Source organism: Acinetobacter soli (assembly GCF_018139125.1).
Taxonomy (GTDB): Bacteria; Pseudomonadota; Gammaproteobacteria; order Pseudomonadales; family Moraxellaceae; genus Acinetobacter; species Acinetobacter soli.
This window is the reverse complement of sequence record NZ_CP073241.1, coordinates 3,255,424-3,275,782: the sequence shown is the minus strand read 5'-3', so window position 1 is coordinate 3,275,782 and position 20,359 is coordinate 3,255,424. Positions and strand designations below refer to the sequence as shown.

At 41.9% G+C, this 20,359-nt stretch carries 18 protein-coding genes; 6 read left to right on the top strand and 12 right to left on the bottom strand.

Features of this window, described 5'->3' with window-relative positions:
• Positions 1 to 2 precede the first annotated feature (2 nt).
• The 5 genes from nuoF to ndhC all read right to left on the bottom strand — a co-directional run bounded on the left by nuoF (position 3) and on the right by ndhC (position 4,957).
• A complete protein-coding gene (nuoF, locus tag KCV09_RS15135; RefSeq protein WP_004935024.1) occupies positions 3 to 1,334 on the bottom strand; it encodes an NADH-quinone oxidoreductase subunit NuoF in 1,332 nt (443 codons plus the stop codon).
• Positions 1,331 to 1,840: an NADH-quinone oxidoreductase subunit NuoE gene (gene nuoE, locus KCV09_RS15130; protein ID WP_004935022.1), complete on the bottom strand. Its 510-nt coding sequence runs from the start codon at positions 1,838 to 1,840 to the stop codon at positions 1,331 to 1,333. The genes nuoF and nuoE overlap by 4 nt, the downstream gene beginning before the upstream one ends.
• A gap of 12 nt (positions 1,841 to 1,852) precedes the next feature.
• Positions 1,853 to 3,640, bottom strand: coding sequence for an NADH-quinone oxidoreductase subunit C/D (nuoC, locus tag KCV09_RS15125; RefSeq protein WP_004935021.1), 1,788 nt, complete (start codon positions 3,638 to 3,640; stop codon positions 1,853 to 1,855).
• A gap of 81 nt (positions 3,641 to 3,721) precedes the next feature.
• A complete protein-coding gene (locus KCV09_RS15120; RefSeq protein ID WP_004935017.1) occupies positions 3,722 to 4,399 on the bottom strand; it encodes a NuoB/complex I 20 kDa subunit family protein in 678 nt (225 codons plus the stop codon).
• A gap of 6 nt (positions 4,400 to 4,405) precedes the next feature.
• Positions 4,406 to 4,957, bottom strand: a complete 552-nt coding sequence (ndhC, locus tag KCV09_RS15115; RefSeq protein WP_004935016.1) for an NADH-quinone oxidoreductase subunit A — start codon at positions 4,955 to 4,957, stop codon at positions 4,406 to 4,408.
• A gap of 451 nt (positions 4,958 to 5,408) precedes the next feature.
• On the opposite strand from ndhC, the gene KCV09_RS15110 reads away from it, so the two are divergent.
• Positions 5,409 to 6,821 carry a GGDEF domain-containing protein gene (locus KCV09_RS15110; RefSeq protein WP_212515327.1) on the top strand — a complete coding sequence of 471 codons (1,413 nt, stop codon included), beginning with the start codon at positions 5,409 to 5,411 and terminating at the stop codon, positions 6,819 to 6,821.
• 94 nt (positions 6,822 to 6,915) lie between these two features.
• Positions 6,916 to 7,275, top strand: a complete 360-nt coding sequence (locus KCV09_RS15105) for a hypothetical protein (RefSeq protein WP_004945574.1) — start codon at positions 6,916 to 6,918, stop codon at positions 7,273 to 7,275.
• A gap of 29 nt (positions 7,276 to 7,304) precedes the next feature.
• Here KCV09_RS15105 and bfmS read toward each other — a convergent pair whose 3' ends face one another.
• Together bfmS and bfmR are read right to left on the bottom strand one after the other, a co-directional pair.
• Entirely contained in the window at positions 7,305 to 8,966 is a 1,662-nt protein-coding gene (bfmS, locus tag KCV09_RS15100; RefSeq protein ID WP_004935013.1) for a sensor histidine kinase BfmS, read from the bottom strand.
• A gap of 46 nt (positions 8,967 to 9,012) precedes the next feature.
• Positions 9,013 to 9,729 (bottom strand): response regulator transcription factor BfmR, encoded by a 717-nt coding sequence (bfmR, locus tag KCV09_RS15095; protein WP_004935012.1) that lies wholly within the window; start codon positions 9,727 to 9,729, stop codon positions 9,013 to 9,015.
• A gap of 544 nt (positions 9,730 to 10,273) precedes the next feature.
• Here bfmR and KCV09_RS15090 point away from each other — a divergent pair.
• The 3 genes from KCV09_RS15090 (at position 10,274) to KCV09_RS15080 (ending at position 14,706) form a co-directional block, all read left to right on the top strand.
• Entirely contained in the window at positions 10,274 to 13,096 is a 2,823-nt protein-coding gene (locus KCV09_RS15090; protein ID WP_076032977.1) for a ribonucleoside-diphosphate reductase subunit alpha, read from the top strand.
• Between the two features lie 60 nt (positions 13,097 to 13,156).
• Positions 13,157 to 13,288, top strand: coding sequence for a hypothetical protein (locus KCV09_RS15085; protein WP_004935008.1), 132 nt, complete (start codon positions 13,157 to 13,159; stop codon positions 13,286 to 13,288).
• Between the two features lie 134 nt (positions 13,289 to 13,422).
• The gene (locus KCV09_RS15080) at positions 13,423 to 14,706 is read left to right on the top strand and encodes a ribonucleotide-diphosphate reductase subunit beta (RefSeq protein ID WP_212515326.1); all 1,284 of its coding nucleotides are present in this window, start codon (positions 13,423 to 13,425) and stop codon (positions 14,704 to 14,706) included.
• 261 nt (positions 14,707 to 14,967) lie between these two features.
• Here the strand turns inward: KCV09_RS15080 and KCV09_RS15075 are convergent, their stop codons facing one another.
• On the bottom strand, positions 14,968 to 16,902 hold the full coding sequence (locus KCV09_RS15075) for a thioredoxin domain-containing protein (protein WP_212515325.1): 1,935 nt from the start codon (positions 16,900 to 16,902) through the stop codon (positions 14,968 to 14,970).
• 240 nt (positions 16,903 to 17,142) lie between these two features.
• Here KCV09_RS15075 and KCV09_RS15070 point away from each other — a divergent pair, with 240 nt between their 5' ends.
• Positions 17,143 to 18,228, top strand: coding sequence for a DUF6516 family protein (locus tag KCV09_RS15070; protein WP_212515324.1), 1,086 nt, complete (start codon positions 17,143 to 17,145; stop codon positions 18,226 to 18,228).
• A 203-nt stretch (positions 18,229 to 18,431) separates the two neighbouring features.
• Here the strand turns inward: KCV09_RS15070 and KCV09_RS15065 are convergent, their stop codons facing one another.
• From KCV09_RS15065 to KCV09_RS15050, 4 genes are all read right to left on the bottom strand, one after another.
• Positions 18,432 to 18,767, bottom strand: coding sequence for a YegP family protein (locus tag KCV09_RS15065; protein ID WP_076032978.1), 336 nt, complete (start codon positions 18,765 to 18,767; stop codon positions 18,432 to 18,434).
• Between the two features lie 148 nt (positions 18,768 to 18,915).
• Positions 18,916 to 19,320 (bottom strand): NUDIX hydrolase, encoded by a 405-nt coding sequence (locus KCV09_RS15060; RefSeq protein WP_151840207.1) that lies wholly within the window; start codon positions 19,318 to 19,320, stop codon positions 18,916 to 18,918.
• A gap of 44 nt (positions 19,321 to 19,364) precedes the next feature.
• The gene (locus KCV09_RS15055; RefSeq protein ID WP_004934995.1) at positions 19,365 to 19,709 is read right to left on the bottom strand and encodes a zinc ribbon domain-containing protein YjdM; all 345 of its coding nucleotides are present in this window, start codon (positions 19,707 to 19,709) and stop codon (positions 19,365 to 19,367) included.
• 63 nt (positions 19,710 to 19,772) lie between these two features.
• The gene (locus KCV09_RS15050) at positions 19,773 to 20,342 is read right to left on the bottom strand and encodes a DUF2939 domain-containing protein (protein WP_212515323.1); all 570 of its coding nucleotides are present in this window, start codon (positions 20,340 to 20,342) and stop codon (positions 19,773 to 19,775) included.
• Positions 20,343 to 20,359 lie beyond the last annotated feature (17 nt).

The following is a 20,359-nucleotide window of genomic DNA, read 5'->3' as shown; positions in this document are numbered from 1 at the left end:
CCTTAAGCTTGTGCAACGTTGCTGGCTTGAACAACAGGGCTATTGGCCACTTTTGCTTCAAACTCGCTACGGAAATATTTAAGCGCGCCCATGAGTGGCTCCATCGCACCAGGTGCGTGTGCACAGAATGTTTTACCAATCCATAACTTACGGGTGAGCTCTTGAAGGTGCTGGATATCTTCCATCTTGCCTTCACCATTTTCGAGTGCTTTCAACGCTTTTACAGCCCAAGGGAGACCGTCACGACACGGTGTACACCAGCCACACGACTCACGCGCAAAAAACTCTTCCAAGTTACGTGTTGCAGCAACCATACACTGTGTCTCATCGACCACCATCAACAAACAGGTGCCCAAACGTGAGCCTGCTTTCATGATAGTTTCTGAGTCCATTGGCAAATCAATGTGTTCTGCCGCCAAGAAGTCAGTCGAGGCACCACCCGGCAACCACGCTTTGAGCTTAAGCCCATCACGCATACCGCCCGCATGCTCTTCAATCACTTCACGCGCCGTTGTACCAAATGGCAATTCCCAAAGCCCTGGGAATTTCACTTTGCCAGATGCCCCATAAATTTTGGTGCCAGGATCTTTCGATTTGCCTGCAGACAGACCGATGTACCACTCTGGACCACGCAACATGATGGCAGGTAAGTTATTGTAGGTTTCAACGTTATTGACAATCGTTGGACGACCCCATGCACCCGCAACTTGCGGGAATGGCGGTTTAGTACGCGGATTGGCACGACGACCTTCAAGCGAGTTGATCAGTGCGGTTTCTTCGCCACAGATATAACGTCCTGCGCCAGTATGTACATACAGCTCGAAGTTCCAGCCTGTATCTAGAATGTTTTCGCCCAAGTAGCCTTTGGCACGCACTTGTTCGAGTGCTTCATTGAGATACTGAGCCGCTTCGATGTATTCGCCACGAATAAAGATATAGCCTTGTGTTGCTTCAAGCGTATAACCTGCGATGAGCATCCCTTCGATCAACTGATGTGGAAGCTGTTCCATCAACAGACGGTCTTTAAAGGTACCTGGTTCCATCTCGTCGGCATTACAAATCAGGTAGCGCGGGCCACCATCGTTTGGCGCCATCAGCGACCATTTAATGCCCGCCGGGAAACCTGCACCACCACGGCCTTTTACTGTGGCTGCTTTTACCACTTCAAGTACTTCAGCAGGTTTCATGCCCAATGCTTTTTTAAAGCCAGCATAACCGTCTAGTGCTTCGTACTCATCGGCATTTCGTACATGTTCCTGTTTACTCAAACGCCAAGTCAGTGGATGAGTTTCAGGGTTACCATCGCCATAAATCGGTTTTGGTTCAGTATTCATACATACTTCTCCAATAACTGCTTGACCGAAGACACGTCCACCAAACCATGGGTATCTTCATCGATCATTAAAGTTGGACCTTTATCGCAATTTCCTAAGCAGCAAATTGGCAATAAAGTAAAACGGCCATCTGGAGTAGTTTGTCCGTACTGGATTCCCAACTCACGCTGAAATGCTTCTGCCAGCGTTTCTGCACCCATTAAGAAACAGGCAATTGAGTCACACAGCAAAATTACATGGCGGCCGACTGGTTGGCGGTAAATACGGTTATAAAAGGTAGCAACACCTTCTAAGTCCGCCACACTAATGCTAAGCAATTGTGCAATTGCATTCATTTGTGCATCGTCAACCCAGCCATTACGGCGCTGTACGCACTTAAGAGCATCCAAAGAGGCCGCACGCGGATATGGATAATGATGAATGTGATGTTCAATTTCATGAATCTCATCAGCAGTCAAAATCCCTTCCACATTCACGCGAGGTTTTTTATCAGTCAAAATCATCATAATCGTTTATCCCTAGCGATCCACGTCGGCCATAACCACATCGATGGTCGCCAAATAAATGATCAAGTCGGACACCAAGCTGCCATTAATTACTGACGGCATTTGCTGCAAGTGCGTGAAGGTTGGTGTACGGATACGCGTACGGTAGCTCATGGTGGCTTTGTCTGAGGTGAGATAATAGGTACTCGCCCCTTTGACCACTTCCGTCATGAACGATGCTTCACCCGCAGGCATAACCGGACCCCATGACACACTTAAGAAGTGATTAATCAAGGTTTCGATGTCTTGCAGAGTTTTGTCTTTTGGTGGTGGAACAGCCAATGGATGATCGGCTTTGTACGGACCAGACGGCATGTTGTCTAGACATTGCTGAATGATTTTCAATGACTCAGTGATTTCACGGAAATGCACCATGACACGCGCGTAAGCATCACCTTCGTACTCGACTGGCACATCAAAATCAAAGTTTTCATAGCCACTGTACGGACGGTATTTACGTACGTCGAAGTCGATACCTGTTGCACGTAAACCTGTACCCGTCACGCCCCAAGCCAATGCTGATTTTGCGTCGTATTGCGCAACATTACGGGTACGGCCAATAAATACCGAGTTTTTCAGCGCTGCTGTATGGTATTCATTTAGACGCTTTGGCATCCACTCAAGAAGTTCCTTCACCAGCTTATGCCAGTTGTTTGGAAGATCGTGGGCAGTACCGCCAATACGGAACCAAGCCGGGTGCATACGATAACCCGTGATGGCTTCGACGATGTCATACACTTTTTGACGGTCGGCAAACATATAGAATACTGGTGTCATACCACCGGCATCCTGAATGGCTGTACCACAGAACAACAAGTGGTTGTTGATACGGAATAATTCGTTCAACATGACACGAATGACTTGTGCACGCTCTGGCACTTTAATACCGGCAAGCTGCTCAACTGCCATCACATACGGCATGTTTTGCGCACAACCACCCAAGTAATCTACACGATCGGTATAAGGAATGAACGAGTGCCATGTTTGACGCTCTGCCATTTTTTCCACACCGCGGTGGTGGTAACCGATATCCGGTACGCAGTCTTTAACTTCTTCACCATCAAGCTGCAAGACCACACGGAATGCACCGTGCGCAGACGGATGGTTTGGACCCAAGTTCAAGAACATAAAGTCTTCGTCGGCATTACCGCGCTTTAGACCCCAGTCTTCAGGAACAAAACGCAAATGCTCTTGTTCGAAGTCTTGCTTGGCTTTGTCCTGCATGTACGGCGTGTATTCCGTAGCACGTGCAGAATATTCTTTACGAAGCGGATGGCCTTCCCAATAGGTTGGTAGCAAAATACGACGGAGCATTGGATGCCCTTCGAAATTGATGCCAAACATATCGTAGGCTTCACGTTCGTACCAGTTGGCGTTTGGCCAGATATTGGTCGCTGTTGCAATATTGAGATCGCTCTCATTTAAAGCAACCTTGATTCGGATGTCACTGTTACGTTCTAAAGACAGCAAGTGATAGAAAACAGTGAAATCTGAAGCAGGCAAACCATCGCGGTGTACACGTAAACGCTCATCCATTGCAGACAAATCGAATAACATGACATAAGGACGGTCTACCTTACGTAGAAACATCAAAACTTCTTGTACGCGTGAGCGTTCAACCCAGACAGTTGGAAACTCTTCACAAGTTGTTTGCACATAGAAGTTCTCACCAAATTTGGTCTTGAGCTCTTCTACAATTGCAAATGCTGGGCGTGAATCAACAGCGGTTGATTCTGGCATAGCAATGTCAGTTTCAGCCATTGGTTTGGCTTCCTATTTAATACAAATTCTTTTAGGTTTTTTGATCATCCTGCGCCCTGATGAGCGCAAATTATCAAAAATTTACTCAATTTCATCCATGGAGCGTAAGTTTTTAACCGCAATCCGCTCTGCATTTTTACGATCGCGTTCTGGCATCATCTTTGGCTTATAAATCGGCTGAAGATCATCACCAATTACGGCAGACAACGGACGACGCTCAAGTTGAATTTGGTTTTGCAGCAGCATTAGCGCCTGAATTAATGCTTCTGGACGAGGTGGACACCCTGGGATATAAACGTCGACTGGAATGATTTTGTCTACGCCCTGTACCACTGAGTAGATGTCATACATACCACCAGAGTTTGCACATGCACCCATGGAAATGACCCACTTTGGTTCAAGCATTTGTTCGTACAAGCGCTGAATAACAGGCGCCATCTTGACAAAGCACGTACCTGCGACAATCATTAAGTCAGCTTGGCGCGGTGAAGCACGAATAACCTCGGCACCAAAACGTGATAAGTCATGGACACCGGTTAGGGTTGTCGCATATTCAACATAACAACAAGACGTACCAAAGTTGAAAGGCCAAACTGAATTTTTTCGTCCCCAGTTCACTACGTTATGCAATACATCTTCAAGGCGAGTCATAAATACATTTTTATTGACTTCTTCCTGAAGTGGATCACTGACAACTTGGCGTTCTTGTAATGGATATTGATTAGCATCCGGATTCGCACGGGTTAATGTATATTTCATCCCGAGTTACTCCTGTATAGATGACGGTGCTGTCGATGTGTTTGACTTCATTCGACCAGAGGATTGTGCAGGGATATGACCAGTTGGATCGATGACCAACTCTTCAATTGAATTAAATCGCGTGATCTCTGCAATATTCATGTTTGGAGATCCAATCTTCGGTTTAATTCCTGCTGCCTTACGACGATCTGAAGGCGACCACGTCAGGGCACCCGTCGCAAAGACATAAATCAATGCAATCAGAAGATCTACAACAAAAATCAACATCGTGGTAAAGCCCATCCAACCCACTTCACGCACAGACGTTGCCCATGCATAAAGATAAAGTGCTTCAAGATCAAACACGACAAAGAAAATAGCAACCAAATAAAATTTTGCAGACAAACGAATGCGAGCACCACCTGCGCTCACCACACCCGATTCAAACTGTTCCTGCTTTGCGCGTCCCCATGATTTACCCCCTAGGAGTAAGGGAACAGTAAGCATAAAAACGCACAGAAATGTAACGCCGATCACGAAGGCAATAATTGCCCAATCGTATGGAGTAATGGCACTCATGCGGGGATAACTCCTGGCAGGCCTATTATTTAACAAAGAAATATATGTTTCGGTCTTGGAACCGCACCAAACACAAAATTAATCCCGCCAATTGTACCTGATTTCGCTTTTCTCTTTCTAGTTCAAGCCTCTTCGCCTTTAGCATGGTTTTTATACAATTTTGTCACACAATCACGTTCAACCCCAACGTTCACGTAGATTATCGATTTAACTAATCATTAATCAATTTATGATTATTTTTTTCTTTTTTTAACTTTTTTGTCGTTTATGTCTGTCATTTGAGTCATTGGCATGATTTATCACGTTCAATCAGATTTGCACCACAATAGCGCAAGCATAATAAATTTAAATTATGATTATTCATCCTTTTCATAAATTATGGTTAAATGCGCAGCAGAATGAAAATGTAACATTTTATTAAGAGCGTCATCTTATTTTAAGGCTTGATTCTATGGTTCACTACTTTAGAAATACGTTATCACGCTCTACAAAGCAACATTTTATTTTCTTTTTTATTATTATTTTTCTCTGCTGTACTTTGGGTATTTTAACCCGCCCCTTAAGCTTTCTTGCTTCTTTCTGGCCTGCCAATTCGATTTTTCTTGGTCTCTTAATCCGTTATCCCACTCTGCGCAATCGTTACGCGCTCACAGGTGGAATACTTGGGTATTTAGTGTCAGACAGTATTTTTGGTTCAAGTCTGCCCGAAATCCTTGTTCTGACTTTGGCCAATCTGTGTTATATCGCAGTCACCTTTGGGTTATATCATCGTTTTATTCGCAAATTACAAGACAGCTATCAAGGCTATTTTTATTTGTTTTTATTTAGCTTTTGCGCAATTGGCAGTTTCGCAGGTGCTTTATTTGCAAGCCTATTTGTTCCTATGATCAGCCCGGTATTTATGCATGGTAATTTCTGGATTGAACTGGGTGGCTGGTTTACCGCAGAGATGCAAAATGCCTTGCTGCTATTGCCTATCTTGATTAGCTTGCCATTTCGAAATGAACTTAAGCATTTCTTTCAAACGCCTATCGAATTTCAACATCTGCTACCCGTCATGAGCGTGACCGCTGCGCTTGCTTTCTGCTTTTATGACAATGGACCCGGTTCTGTGCTTTATCCGATTGCGGTATTGATCTGGTGTGCGCTGACCTATCGGCACTTTTCAGTCACGATCATTACCTCGATTAGTGCCAGTTTGTTACTGTACCATTTAACTCATAATTACATCGCACTGTATCCGCAAGAATATCTTGAAAACAGCATCTCAATTCGTTTGGGTATGATCATGATGGTGATTGCCCCGCTTACCGTGTCGAATATCAACAGTATTCGGAGCCGGTTGATCGAAGATCTAGAGTATATAGCCTCGCACGATGAACTGACCTTAAGTCTTACCCGTCGTTATTTTTATCAGACCGCACGCACACTATTTACGAAAATATTAGGCAACAGCACCCCAAGCGCACTGCTGATGCTGGACATCGATCACTTTAAATCGGTGAATGATAACTATGGTCATTTTATTGGTGATCAAGCCATTAAACTGTGCGCGCATACCATCAAATCATGCCTAAGACCCAACGATATTTTGGGCCGCCTAGGAGGAGAAGAGTTTGCCATTCTTTTACCTCAAATTGGAGCACATGAAACCTTCTTACTGGCCGAGTGCATTCGTAAAAAGGTCAGCGAACATCCGATTTACTTATCCAATAACCATCCTATTTATATTCATGTCAGTATTGGCATTAGCTTTTTTCAGCCGAACCTCACGGCATCCTTAGAACAAATGCTCAAAGAAGCCGATCAGGCATTGTATCGAGCCAAGCAACATGGACGAAATACCATCTCGAGTTACTCATAACTTTTTTCAATTCAGCTACATGCTTTAATCATCTTTATACACTGACGTGCTGTGTGGATGTGTATGCTGAAAAGACAGAATAAGGAGTAAAAGAATGAGCCTTGAATTTACACATAAACCGAATTATTTCTTTTATGCGCAATTACTTGTTCGCCATATCGAAACCTATGCGCAAAAACACGCCGATGCAGATCACGTTACTTTTGATTTAAAAGAAATTTATCAATTATTTCGTGAAGACTTTGCTTCAACGACCACAAACCTTGAAGGCATTTTAAACATCAGTGATGAATACCGTGTAGAGACATTGGCAGGTGGGGACCAAAAACTAATTAACCATTACAAGATTGATGCTGAAAACAATACACTGAGCGTAGACTTCAACCAAGATGCATTAGCTGCATTAAAACAAGGTAAACCCTTGATTGCACCGGATGCCAGTCTTTATCAGTAAATTTAACATTTAAAATGAAAGAAGGCAGCTTATGAGCTGCCTTCTTTCATTTTAAACTGGTTTTTCTTCTTCAACGTTTGATTAAAACGCTTGGCCGGCCAGCGCATGATAAAACGCGCCCCGCCCAAATCTGGACTTTCATCTACTTCAATTGTGCCACCAAACCAGTAAGCAATACGACTGACGATAGAAAGCCCAAGCCCATAACCACCCGAAGCACGGGTTCGACTGTCATCAAGTCGTGCAAATGCCTCAAAAATTCGTACGCGGTCTTCTTCTGCAATCCCCTGTCCGTCATCTTCGACACAGATGTAAGCATTACCGTCGCCTTGAATACCCCCACTGATTCGAACTTTATGATCGCAGTAGCGTACCGCATTACCGACCAAGTTTTGCACCACACGGTGTAAGTAACGTCGCTCTGCATCGACCATAATGGCGGTCGCAGGTGGAATCAGCTCGATTTCTTTTTGGGTTTTGAGTGCTTCGGTTTCGACTGCTACCTGACTCAACAAATCGAGCAGAATAATTTCTTCAAAATCCAGCGATGGCGTACCTTGCTCAAGCTTGGCGTAAGTCATGATTTCATCAATTAAGGTATTGAGTGCCTCAATATCCCGATCAATCATTTCCATTTGTTGAATACGGTAGTCGTAATCGTCTTCTTCTGCGAGCATTTCCATACCAAACCGGATTCGCGCCACCGGCGTACGCAGTTCATGCGAGACAGCTCGCATCAGTTCGCGCTGTGCCTCAATCAACCGCTGAATATGGTCGGACATATTGTTATAACTTGAAGCCAGATTAGCCATTTCATCGCTTCCCTCGATCGGAACACGAAGCGACAAATCTCCTGATTTCATGCGGTTTAAGGCATAACGCACCTGACGGATCTTGCGCTCTAGCGGCAAGATTAAGCCATACACCCCTAAGCTAAGCAGAAACAAGCTAAACAACGTAATACCGGCAGATAATTGAAACGGCATCCAGTTAAACATCGGAACCGGACCGAGCACCAATACATTGAGTGGATTGTTCGGCATAGGTGAAATAATCGAAATGGTCGTACCACGAATGGTGGCATTATCACGATATAGCATAATGCTTTGATTTTGACGAAGACGACCAATCTGCTCTGAATCAAGATTCAGATCTTTCACATTATAAATATTGATCGGATAAGAAAAATGCGTCTGGATTTTTTCGACGTATTGCTTTTCTTGACCCGGATAATAAATCAAGTAATCCAAAATAAAGATCGGCAGCGCTTTCATCTGGCGCTCACCGATTTTATCGACCTTAATATAGAGAAAATGCTGTGGATCGCTTCGCAGTCCGATAATCACATATGCAATAGAGGTTTCGGCATCATACCGAACCACCGATTTTTGTTCTTCTATACGTTTTTTTTCGGTGCGGGATAACTCGATTTTACTGGCATCGACATAATAAATCGGTAATTCCAGTAAATCTGAGGCATCGGAAATCCAGTCCAGCTTTTGCTGTTTGGTCGGCTGACGAGCAATACTCTCACTGATCACAAAGGAAATACCATCGGTCAATGATTCACGATATTCCTGTGCGCGCTGATAGTTAATGATCTGGACAAGCAGATAGCCAAATAGGGCCACCAACATGACCAGTACCACCAAACCCGCATAAATACGTAAAAATATACTGTGCTTAAACACTCGATCAGCCTTAAACAAGAAGTGCTCTTGGTCTCAATGGCAAAGATTATAAACCATTAGTTTCTTTTACAAACAAATAACCTTTACTACGAACGGTTTTAATTCGTTTCGGATTTTCCGGATCGTCACCAATTTTTGGACGAATACGAGAAATACGAACATCAATCGAGCGATCCTGACCGTCATATTCGATGCCACGTAAACGCTCGAAAATGTCTTCACGCGACAAAATGCGACCAGCATTAGAGGCAAGTAACCACAACAAATCGTATTCGGCGCTGGTAAAATCGACCAGTTCACCATTGAGCGTCACTGAGCGTCCGCCATTATCGATGACTAGATCATCAAATTCGATACGCTGTGCAACTTCGTCTTCTACTGTTTTGTCGGTACGACGCAACAAGGCACGGATACGCGCCAACAATACGCGTGGCTGAACAGGTTTTGCGACATAGTCATCGGCACCCATTTCAAGGCCTAACACCTGATCCATATCTTCGGTACGTGCGGTCAACATCAAAATAGGTTGATGATAATGAGGGCGCACTTCGCGACAAACAGTTAAGCCATCGGCACCAGGTAACATCACATCAAGTACGACTAAATCTGGTTGTTCGCCAATAATACGACGAATCGCGCGATTACCGTCTGTTTCGACCCCTACTTCCAATCCATTACGGATCAAATATTCTTGTGTCAGACGTGCAAGACGCTCGTCATCTTCAACAATTAAAATCTTGGGTAACTTTTCTTCTTGGCTCATACTTTTGCCCCTATCATCTATTAAAGTGTCTTGTTCAAAAACCAACAATTACACCGACATAATAGATTGCAATATACACACGTTTACATTGTAAACAAGTCCTCGTTCACCAAACTGATACACGTCCGTTGTATTTTGTTGCATTTTTATTAAGTGTTGAATTTTCAGGTCTTTTTAAATATTTTTCCGCCTCAGATCACAAGTTCACCAGTCGTCGCAAAGACCGTCCAATTATTAAACAAATTATTTCACCGGACCAAAACAACAGCACTGAACGAGTGTTTTTTGAGTTATCCACACATTTATCTATACGTGTTTTTAACAGCCTTTGTTATGCTATGCACCACAGAATCATGCACATAGAATTTGGAAAAAAAATTAAAGAAAAGTCAAGATTGATATCCTGCCTAAATTCCCGTATCTTGTGCCTATAAACTATATTAACCACTAAGTCTTGTGTTTATCCCTCAAACATCGTGCACAAATTTGCCCGGTTCAAATGGTTCATGAACATAAATACAGATCACAATGGAGCTATGCTGACATGAGCGTAATCACTTCAACTCCTGGACAACTTCAGGTGATTAAACGCAATGGAGAAGTTGCTACCTTTGATGCAGAGAAAATCTCTGTTGCGATTGGAAAGGCATTCTTAGCTGTTGAAGGTCAGCAAAGCGCTGACTCAAGTCGTATTCATGACCGAATCAGTCAATTAACCGAAATGGTGATGAACACCTTTAACCGTCGCTTACCTTCTGGCGGTACTATTCATATTGAAGAAATTCAGGATCAGGTTGAACTTGCGCTGATGCGTACTGGCGAACAAAAAGTTGCGCGTGCTTACGTGATTTACCGTGAGCAGCGTAGTACTGCACGCCAGCAAGCAGGCGCCAACCATCACCCAACCTTACAAATCACCGACAATCAAGGTCAGCTTCAACCGCTTGATCTCGATGCACTAAAAGCCACTGTTGAAAAAGCAGCGGAAGGCCTTGAAGGCATTAATATTCAAGCAATTGTCGATGAAACTGTTAAAAACCTGTACAACGGTGTCAAAATTAGCGACATCGCCACCACCATGATGATGGCAACACGTACACGTATTGAACAAGAGCCAAACTATACCTACGTGACTGCGCGTTTATTACGTAACGAACTTGTGGCAAAAGGCCTTGAGTTTTTGGGTTTACCAGAAGACACCCTAGAAAGCGATGCGCTTGAAACTTTCCTGAAAAAAGGGATTGAGCTTGAGCTACTAGACCCAGAACTCTTAAAGTTTGACTTGGCGCAATTGGCGGCAGCGATTAAACCTGAGCGCTCAAACCAGTTTACATATTTGGGCTTACAAACGCTTTACGACCGCTACTTCATTCATTCAGATGGCGTGCGTTACGAATTGCCACAATTGTTCTTCATGCGTGTCTCGATGGGTCTGGCGCTCAACGAAGAAAACCGTGAAGCACGTGCAATCGAGTTTTATAACCTGCTTTCAAGCTTTGACTACATGGCGTCTACCCCGACCTTGTTCAATGCCGGCACACTACGCCCACAGTTGTCGAGCTGTTACCTCACCACGATTGGTGATGACCTTTACAACATTTATGGCGCGATCCGCGACAATGCGATGCTGTCTAAATGGGCGGGCGGCTTAGGTAATGACTGGACACCAGTACGCGCACTCAACTCGTACATTAAAGGCACCAATGGTAAGTCTCAAGGTGTTGTACCGTTTTTGAAAGTAGCGAACGATACAGCTGTTGCGGTTAACCAAGGTGGTAAGCGTAAAGGTGCAGTCTGTGCATACCTAGAAACGTGGCACCTCGACATCGAAGAATTCCTAGAGCTTCGTAAGAACACGGGTGATGACCGCCGTCGTACACACGACATGAACACGGCCAACTGGGTACCAGACCTGTTTATGCAGCGTGTGTTTGAAGATGCAGAATGGACGTTGTTTACGCCATCTGAAGTACCAGACCTACACGACTTGACTGGCGAAGCATTTGCAGAGCGTTATGCGCACTACGAAGCGATTGCTAAAGAACAAGAGCTGTTGCACAAAAAAGTCCGTGCGCAAGACTTGTGGCGTAAAATGCTGTCGATGCTGTTTGAAACAGGCCATCCGTGGATTACATTTAAAGATGTATGTAACTTACGTTCGCCACAACAACACGCAGGCGTGGTTCACTCGTCAAACTTGTGTACAGAAATTACGCTCAACACTAGCGAAGATGAAATTGCAGTATGTAACTTAGGTTCGATCAACCTTGTTCAGCACGTACAAGGTGGTTCACTTGACCGTGAGAAACTGGCACGCACCATCAAAACTGCTGTGCGCATGCTCGACAACGTTATCGACATCAACTACTACGCAGTGCCACAAGCCAAAAACTCGAACTTGAAGCACCGCCCTGTGGGCATGGGCATCATGGGCTTCCAAGATGCACTATATGAATTGGGTCTTGCTTACGGTTCTGATGCAGCGGTTGATTTTGCAGATGAATCGATGGAAGTTATCAGCTACTACGCGATTCAAACGTCAAGCGACTTGGCGGTTGAACGTGGTGTGTACTCAACCTTTAAAGGTTCACTCTGGGATCAGGGTATTTTGCCAATCGACTCACTTGATATCGTAGCAAAATCACGTCCAGAGCGTATGTTTGAAGTAGACCGCACCCAACGCCTAGACTGGGATACTCTACGCGCTAAAGTGCAAAAAGACGGTATGCGTAACTCAAATGTGATGGCGATTGCACCAACTGCTACCATCTCGAACATTTGTGGCGTTTCACAGTCGATTGAGCCAACCTTCCAAAACCTGTATGTAAAATCGAACTTGTCGGGTGAATTTACGGTCATCAACCCATACCTTGTACGCGCTTTGAAAGAACGCGACCTGTGGGACACCGTGATGGTTAACGACCTGAAACACTTTGAAGGTTCGGTACAAAAAATTGCGCGTATTCCTGAAGAATTAAAAGCAATTTTTGCTACAGCATTTGAAGTTGAGCCACGCTGGATTGTTGATGCAGCCTCTCGTCGTCAAAAATGGATCGATCAAGCGCAATCGCTGAACTTGTACATTGCAGGTGCAAACGGTAAGAAACTTGACATTACCTATAAAATGGCATGGTTGCGTGGCCTCAAAACGACGTATTACCTCCGTGCATTAGGTGCCACTTCTGCCGAGAAGTCGACTATTAACACTGGCGCATTAAACGCAGTTAAAGCTACCGCGACTGCAGCACCAGTGGCAGCAGTTGCGCCAGAAGTAAAAGCAGAAACCACTGAAGATGGCTTTACACAAGCTGCTCCAGTGCCAATGGCTTGCTCAATCGATAATCCTGACTGCGAAGCGTGTCAGTAAAACATCCCTTCAGGAACGTTTCGGTTTGAGGCGTTCCTGATTGAACATGAGGACAACACAATGTGGCATCTGACTCATAACTATATGCTTGGTTTGGCGGTGCTCATTGTGGCCTCAATTGTGTTCTACACGCCATTGGTTTACGCGTTTTTGAAAATTCGTGAACAACAGCGTAATCAAAATAAGTCGTAGGGATATTTGTTCTATTCAGTAATTTTAGAGCAGTTATCGATAAAACTTAATTTTGCTTACACAGAATAAGCGTATAGTAAAGATATCTTCCAAAAGATATCGAAAACGATATTAACAACGAAGAGAGAATTGATATGTCTATCCTGAGTTGGGACGATTTAGAAGATGATTCGCAAAAACCGGCTGCACATGAACACCAGTCTGCGCCCGTCGATACGAAAAAAGCGCCAGCTACGCCGTTGGTATCTGCTACAGAGCCATCATCGCCGAGTGTGGCAAATGTACAATCCACTGGAACCGATTCCGTGCGATCAACAGATCCAACCGATCCGGTGGCTCGAGCATCTGAATCCTTAAAGCACCTGGACATCAGTGCTGGTTTGCAGGAGATCGAAACAGGTGCAGCGCGTGTACAGGTTGACGACAAGGCAATGATCAACTGCCGTGCAGACTTAAACCAGCTTGTGCCGTTTAAATACGAATGGGCTTGGCAGAAGTATCTAGACGGATGTGCCAATCACTGGATGCCACAAGAAGTCAACATGAACCACGACATCGCGCTTTGGAAGTCTGAAAATGGCTTGACTGAAGACGAGCGTGTGATTGTTAAACGTAACTTGGGCTTCTTTTCGACTGCCGACTCTTTGGTCGCGAATAATCTGGTTTTGGCGATTTACCGTTTGATTACCAACCCAGAGTGCCGTCAGTACATTTTACGTCAGGCGTTTGAAGAAGCTATTCACACCCATGCGTACCAGTACTGTATCGAATCATTGGGTATGGATGAAGGTGAAATCTTCAACATGTATCACGAGATTCCAAGTGTCGCACGTAAAGCAGCATGGGGCTTGAAATATACGCAATCTTTGAGTGATCCAAAGTTTGAAACAGGAACCCCTGAAACAGATCAGCAGCTTTTGCGTAACCTGATTGCATTCTACTGTGTACTTGAAGGGATTTTCTTCTATTGTGGCTTTACTCAAATTTTGAGTATGGGCCGCCGTAACAAGATGAACGGTGTATCTGAACAGTTCCAGTACATTTTGCGTGATGAATCGATGCACGTAAACTTCGGTATCGACATGATCAACCAGATCAAGATTGAAAACCCAAGTTTATGGACTGCCGAATTCCAACAAGAAGTGATTCAGATGATTGTGGAAGGTACTTTGCTTGAAATCGAATACGCACGTGACACGATGCCACGCGGTGTATTGGGCATGAATGCGGCCATGATGGAAGAGTATTTGAAGTTTATCTGTAACCGTCGTTTGGCACAGCTTGGCTTACCAGAGCAATACCCTGGCGTAAACAACCCGTTCCAGTGGATGTCTGAGATGATGGACTTGCGTAAAGAGAAGAACTTCTTTGAAACGCGTGTGACAGATTACCAAACTGGTGGTGCGTTGAGCTGGTAAAGGCTGAATGTCGCGTCACGCGACACAAGGTTTCTCAAAAAATGATACAACACCTGTCATGGAACTAAATGACAGGTGTTAAAATCGATATCTCAAGAACTCAGCCAAATTAACTTAAAAGCGGCATAATTTAATATTTACAATATATGTGATTAACTGTCAGTGCCTATAGTATAGATAGCGAACAGTATCAATTTATAAAGAACGAACTCAAGTATATAAAGATAGAGAAATTATAAATATTCACAGTTCATTACTATATCACTGCAACCAATCTGGCTTCTCATCAAGAAATCCTTTCACCTGTTGGTCAGGCAGTTTCATTCGTATTTCAACACTACCAGTACGTTCATAAGTTAAATGACCTTGAAGTACTCCATTCAAATCAGGATTAGCTGTGGAAATAGGTACTAATACTTTAATCATACTCGCTAAGTTTTCTATCCATTCTGATGCAGGCTTTAGTGGGTCTATGATTGTAGATAATTTAACCAATAATTGGTAAACCTGCTTAGCTGAACCTTTGATACTTAGATTTATCAACAAATTATTATTAACCCAGCTAATTGGAACTACTATTTGTTGTAATCCATTATGCTCAATATCGTAAAGTAAAGAATTAGAAAACCCTGACAGAAAATCTTGTATCTCAATAGAAAGGTTGCTAGTAGCTCCGAAAGTTACTTTTGCTAGATTTAATATTCCATCATCAAACGCAATTGAAGTTATATTTGTAATGTCAAATTTACTACGAATGAATTTATCAATAGCACCGAATCCAGTTTCTATTATTCGTAAGAGTCGCTCATTCGGTAATGCTATTGCTGACGGCTCAATATAAGACTCTTTGGGAGAATCATTGTTTGTAATACTAATAAATACAACTAATTCACTTTCTAGTATAGGCTCTTCAATATCAGTTATTGAAATATCTTCATTTGTAGTCTCTTCCAACTCTATTTCTGTATCATCTTGAGCAATACCAAGATATTCTGGAATTAATGGATTCCCTTTAAAATAATCACTTAATAATCGCTTCCAAAGATCAACTGTCATAAATCCATCAAATCTGAACAATTTCGTATAGTCAGAGTGCTTTCCAGCTTGGTCTATCGCTAAATCAATTCTTTCTAAATACTCATCTTGAGGATAGGCTCGGATAGCGCCATCAAAATGAGTAATAGCAGAAGTACCGATAGAGTATTCTGCATGTGCATAACGACATCCATAGTTCTCATCTGGAAGCCCACCAGATAAATTCTCAATTAGCTCTTCAATTTCAAAGGTGCGATACCTATCCTCTACATTTGAATTTAAGCGTACTTCAGGTGATTTCCACCAAATTTGAGTCCTATCAATACCCTCAAAATATCTTGTTCTATCAGATGCTTTATGTTCAGTTACACCATTCGGTATTGATGAAATATCATCATTAAAATGTGGTCCCCACCAATATTCCAACTCTAATAAATTAGTGGCAGTATCAGGATGACCAATAAGATCTGGGTCAAGACGTAGTCGAGGAACTAAATGAGGACTCTCTACTACTGTTTTATCAAAACTTGAAAGAAAGTATTCATTAAATTTATTTCTATGTGACAGACTACGTCTAAAAAACCTATGTGCAAATATCAATAGATTATGCTTATTATCAAGAAAAACTCCTGGTTGAACTTGCTTCATTCTCTGACACAATATTTTGTAATCTGTTAAGCCATCTTTGTCTACAAAATCGCTTGAGATATGAAAGAGTTCAGGATAGAGCGATGATGCAATATTTTTGCGAGATAGTACATATGCCTCCATCTTAAGAAACTTATCGGACTCATCAAGCTCTGATAAGTTAGCTCTTTCTAATAAATCATTTTTTAAAGTATCACTCACTTTGTTGTGATGTGATTCCCAAAAATGAGAAGCTAACTGCATTAACTGAATTTTCTCTTGTTCAGTTTCGGCCTCTTCGATTACTCCAACAACCCGAACCATATTGCTATCAATAAAGAGACCAAGAACTTGACTCCATCCATAGGGGCGGTGCATATCATGTTGTATGTGAACTGGTAGTCCAGCTGGAAGACCTGTAATAAGCCTTTTAGAATGGTGGCTTTCCTCTGCACTCATCAATGCACTTGCGGTAATTCTGAAGCCTGATTTGTTTATTTGATCTGTAGTAAAAATACCTAGTTGCCGTTTCATATGGATTTTCCATTATTTAAATAGCAATTTTTAAACTTAAGTTAGTTAGAGAAATAGATATATCATGCATGAAGGCATCACTAGCACTAACAAAGCTTTAATTATGACAAATAAAGTATATATATTTCAAAAACTTAGAATTAAAATCAAATTTTTCATCAGTTTTTCTAATAAACTGAGCTTAGCATACCCTATAGAATGAGACATAGGGAATATCCTGATATTTATTCGAGAATAATTATGACCTTAATAGAGATAATGCAGATTTGCTTACAAGAAAATTTAAATGGTGAAAAAACTGATAAATGTATTATTAGTATAGCTGGCAATATTCTTAAAGAGGAAAACCCTTTTGTTTCAATTAGATTGGATAATAAAGCATATCTTCTCGAAATGATGAAAAAGGCTGATCACACCCTTATCTTTATTGAAAATAGCATATTCTATATTAGTGCAATCTACAATTACACTCCGACATTTCCAGCTTCAAGAATCTATTTCATTCGAACTGATAATTTAATGAACGTCGCATCATTAGGCACATATTTTAATAGTCAATCTATTGAATTACCCCCTATTGATGGACAAGCTCTTTCAAAAATTATAAATGATACCGAATATTCTGAACGTTATAAAAAGTGGAAAGAATTTCGCGATAAAAATGACAAAATATTTCATGATTTACTAGATGGTAGATTAAATAATAATAGAGTTGAACAAGGTATTTGGCTTTCCTCTAACAACAATTGTGTAATATGTAATAAGCATACAAATCGAATGTCAACAGCTACTGTTTTAGGCAAAGCTGGGATTATGTTAGGTATGCAACTATGCGAAGAACATGAAGGTGAAGCAAAAAATCGATCAAACTTAATTAATTTTCTTGCAGAAAAATGTGGCATTCCACCTTTATTTACTCAAGAATCAGAGGTTTTAAACCATAATGAAATTAATTTAATTATGACCATAGAAACACTTAAAGTGGATCTAGAATGTGAAATAGAAAAAATTGATCTTTCTAAATATACAGTTACAGCTAAAAGAGAATCAGGATATAAAATAATTGTCAGACAAGAAAGCCTAGATAATTATGCATATATGATTATAGATTCTCAAGGTAAAGAAGTTTCTCGAATTGATTCTGCTAATCATCATAATATTAATTATGGTCCCGCACATATTCATCACGATTTACATAAATCTAAGAAGAATATTGTCGAAACAAGTTTTACATACGGCTCAACAATACTTGATATTAAATCTATAAAGAAATTAATTGAGAAAGCAGAAAATAAAAATGACAATTGTTGTGTCGTTGCTAACTAAAAATGACACCTGTTGTGTCGCTAAAAAATGTCATCGGATGTCGCTAAGAATGCTAAGTTATTGATTAGTCATTTTAGGAAATGACAACTGATGTGTCGTTCAACGGCAATGTCAAAAGTAAACCGCTCATCGTAGCGGTTTATTTTTACTCTTAAAACGTTAACTCAATCTTCCAATACTTCTTACACCCATTTTCATTCCCTTCACACCGTCAAATCTTTCACTGTTGTACTGGTGCCATTATTTTTAACCGATTCAATGCCTTTATCACGTGAAGCTTCAGAAGCATAAAACTGGCTGCTGCCTATAATTTGATGATTGGCTGCTTTTAAATTGAAATAGGGTTTACCATTTTTTGCTGTTAAACGATCATAGCGTGCATCATCTGGGCTATTTTTTTGTACCGATGCAATCCCATTTTCCGCCGATGCTTTAGCTTTATAAAGCTCGCTAGTCAAAATAATTTCACCATTGCCTGCTTTAAGCACAAAACGATATTGACCATCGTTTGCCTGACTCAGTTCATACCAACCCGCCATATCTCCTTGCCTCGTATTTGTAATTTTGCTTGTTGATTTATTGTTCAATCAATATAAGACACTTCAAGCAACTTAGGTAGATTGTTTTTTATACATTTTATTGCGAAGATTTGCTGGTTTTATTAAAAGCAGACATCAAATATTACGATTAAAATTTACGAAAAATCACCTCTCCACTAAAGTAAATACAGTCTTCTACGCGCTGGCGCTGAACAGCACTCAATTGCTCAAGATCATGGTAAGCAAAATCGGAATGCTCATGACTCAAGATAATGTCGGCCGCGGCATCTATATGGCAACGAAAAATACTTACATGCGCGTTAATTTCAGCATGTAAATAAACACCCGTGAGTGCTTGAACCTCAATCTCGACACCAAGTTCTTCACGGCATTCGCGCTTTAAACCTTCTAAAATGGTTTCATCAGGGTCGATCCCACCACCCGGTAAGCCCCATGCTAAATCGCCATAAGTGGCTTTGAGCAATAACACTTGACCTGTGCGATTGGTAATCACCGCATGTGCCCCCACGCGGTAAACATCTGAAAATGCCATAGATCCTCACTAAAAAAGGGAGTAAAAAATACTCCCTTTTAACATTATGCTTTTTTTACAAACTCGGATTTGAGCTTGATTTGTCCAATACCTTCAATTTTACAATCGATATTATGGCCATCGGACGAGCCTGCAACCAAACGAATATTTTTGACTTTGGTTCCCACTTTAACCACAGATGATGACCCTTTAATTTTTAGATCTTTAATTACTGTGACGAGATCGCCATCTGCCAGAATATTTCCATGCGCATCTTTAATGGTTTCATTTTCATCGGATGGTGCACTTTCCCCTTCTTTCCACTCATAGGCACATTCTGGGCAAATCAATAAGTCATTCTCTTGATAGGTATATTCTGACTGACACTTGGGACAATGCGGTAAAGACATAAAAAAACTCGAAAAGCTGTATTATGCCGTGAATGCGCTGTTTTTAAAAATCTGGATGCCTTGTTAAAACGGAATTTTGATATCGACCAGTTTCCAAGACCATCCCGAGCGGTGCAATATAAACTGGACTTCTTTATCTTGCTGGGTTTGTAGCGTGACTTCAAAAGCATTCCAAGCTTCGTAATGGCCCGAGTAGCGCATAGCAGGTTGTTCTTCAGCTGTGGTCGCTTTGGGGGCATCCGATTCGGGGTTATAATGCGGATCTTGATTCAAATTTTGCTCAAGATACTGACGCTCAAAGCGTTCTTTCAGTGCTTTGCCTTGTAACAGCAACATCATACCCTCGGGAGTCAGCGCAACTTCGACCAATCGATCCATTAAGCTTGATGCCACCAAAGCACCTAAAGCATTTGCAGGGCCATTTTGTTGATCTTGCAAATCACCCAAACGAATGTGGATACGTTCTTTTAAATGTGTCTGAACGCTCGGAAAATCGATATAGCGAGATAGCGTCTGTGCATCATTTTTTTGCACAGCATTCTGGATTTGATAAACCACCCAATACGGCGATGCAACCACATACCCCAGAATAACCAGCACCAGAAGTATAAGAAGATATTTAAGCGTTTTCATTGAGTGTGCCAATATCT

What these genes read in the sequence shown, in the direction of transcription:
- KCV09_RS15120 (WP_004935017.1), bottom strand. Translation starts at nt 4,399, where the DNA reads ATGAAATATACATTAACCCGTGCGAATCCGGATGCTAATCAATATCCA.
- KCV09_RS15070 (WP_212515324.1), top strand. Translation starts at nt 17,143, where the DNA reads ATGACCTTAATAGAGATAATGCAGATTTGCTTACAAGAAAATTTAAAT.
- nuoF (WP_004935024.1), bottom strand. Translation starts at nt 1,334, where the DNA reads ATGAATACTGAACCAAAACCGATTTATGGCGATGGTAACCCTGAAACT.
- nuoE (WP_004935022.1), bottom strand. Translation starts at nt 1,840, where the DNA reads ATGATGATTTTGACTGATAAAAAACCTCGCGTGAATGTGGAAGGGATT.
- nuoC (WP_004935021.1), bottom strand. Translation starts at nt 3,640, where the DNA reads ATGGCTGAAACTGACATTGCTATGCCAGAATCAACCGCTGTTGATTCA.
- ndhC (WP_004935016.1), bottom strand. Translation starts at nt 4,957, where the DNA reads ATGAGTGCCATTACTCCATACGATTGGGCAATTATTGCCTTCGTGATC.
- KCV09_RS15050 (WP_212515323.1), bottom strand. Translation starts at nt 20,342, where the DNA reads ATGAAAACGCTTAAATATCTTCTTATACTTCTGGTGCTGGTTATTCTG.
- KCV09_RS15075 (WP_212515325.1), bottom strand. Translation starts at nt 16,902, where the DNA reads ATGAAACGGCAACTAGGTATTTTTACTACAGATCAAATAAACAAATCA.
- KCV09_RS15105 (WP_004945574.1), top strand. Translation starts at nt 6,916, where the DNA reads ATGAGCCTTGAATTTACACATAAACCGAATTATTTCTTTTATGCGCAA.
- KCV09_RS15060 (WP_151840207.1), bottom strand. Translation starts at nt 19,320, where the DNA reads ATGGCATTTTCAGATGTTTACCGCGTGGGGGCACATGCGGTGATTACC.
- KCV09_RS15085 (WP_004935008.1), top strand. Translation starts at nt 13,157, where the DNA reads ATGTGGCATCTGACTCATAACTATATGCTTGGTTTGGCGGTGCTCATT.
- bfmR (WP_004935012.1), bottom strand. Translation starts at nt 9,729, where the DNA reads ATGAGCCAAGAAGAAAAGTTACCCAAGATTTTAATTGTTGAAGATGAC.
- KCV09_RS15090 (WP_076032977.1), top strand. Translation starts at nt 10,274, where the DNA reads ATGAGCGTAATCACTTCAACTCCTGGACAACTTCAGGTGATTAAACGC.
- KCV09_RS15110 (WP_212515327.1), top strand. Translation starts at nt 5,409, where the DNA reads ATGGTTCACTACTTTAGAAATACGTTATCACGCTCTACAAAGCAACAT.
- KCV09_RS15055 (WP_004934995.1), bottom strand. Translation starts at nt 19,709, where the DNA reads ATGTCTTTACCGCATTGTCCCAAGTGTCAGTCAGAATATACCTATCAA.
- KCV09_RS15065 (WP_076032978.1), bottom strand. Translation starts at nt 18,767, where the DNA reads ATGGCGGGTTGGTATGAACTGAGTCAGGCAAACGATGGTCAATATCGT.
- KCV09_RS15080 (WP_212515326.1), top strand. Translation starts at nt 13,423, where the DNA reads ATGTCTATCCTGAGTTGGGACGATTTAGAAGATGATTCGCAAAAACCG.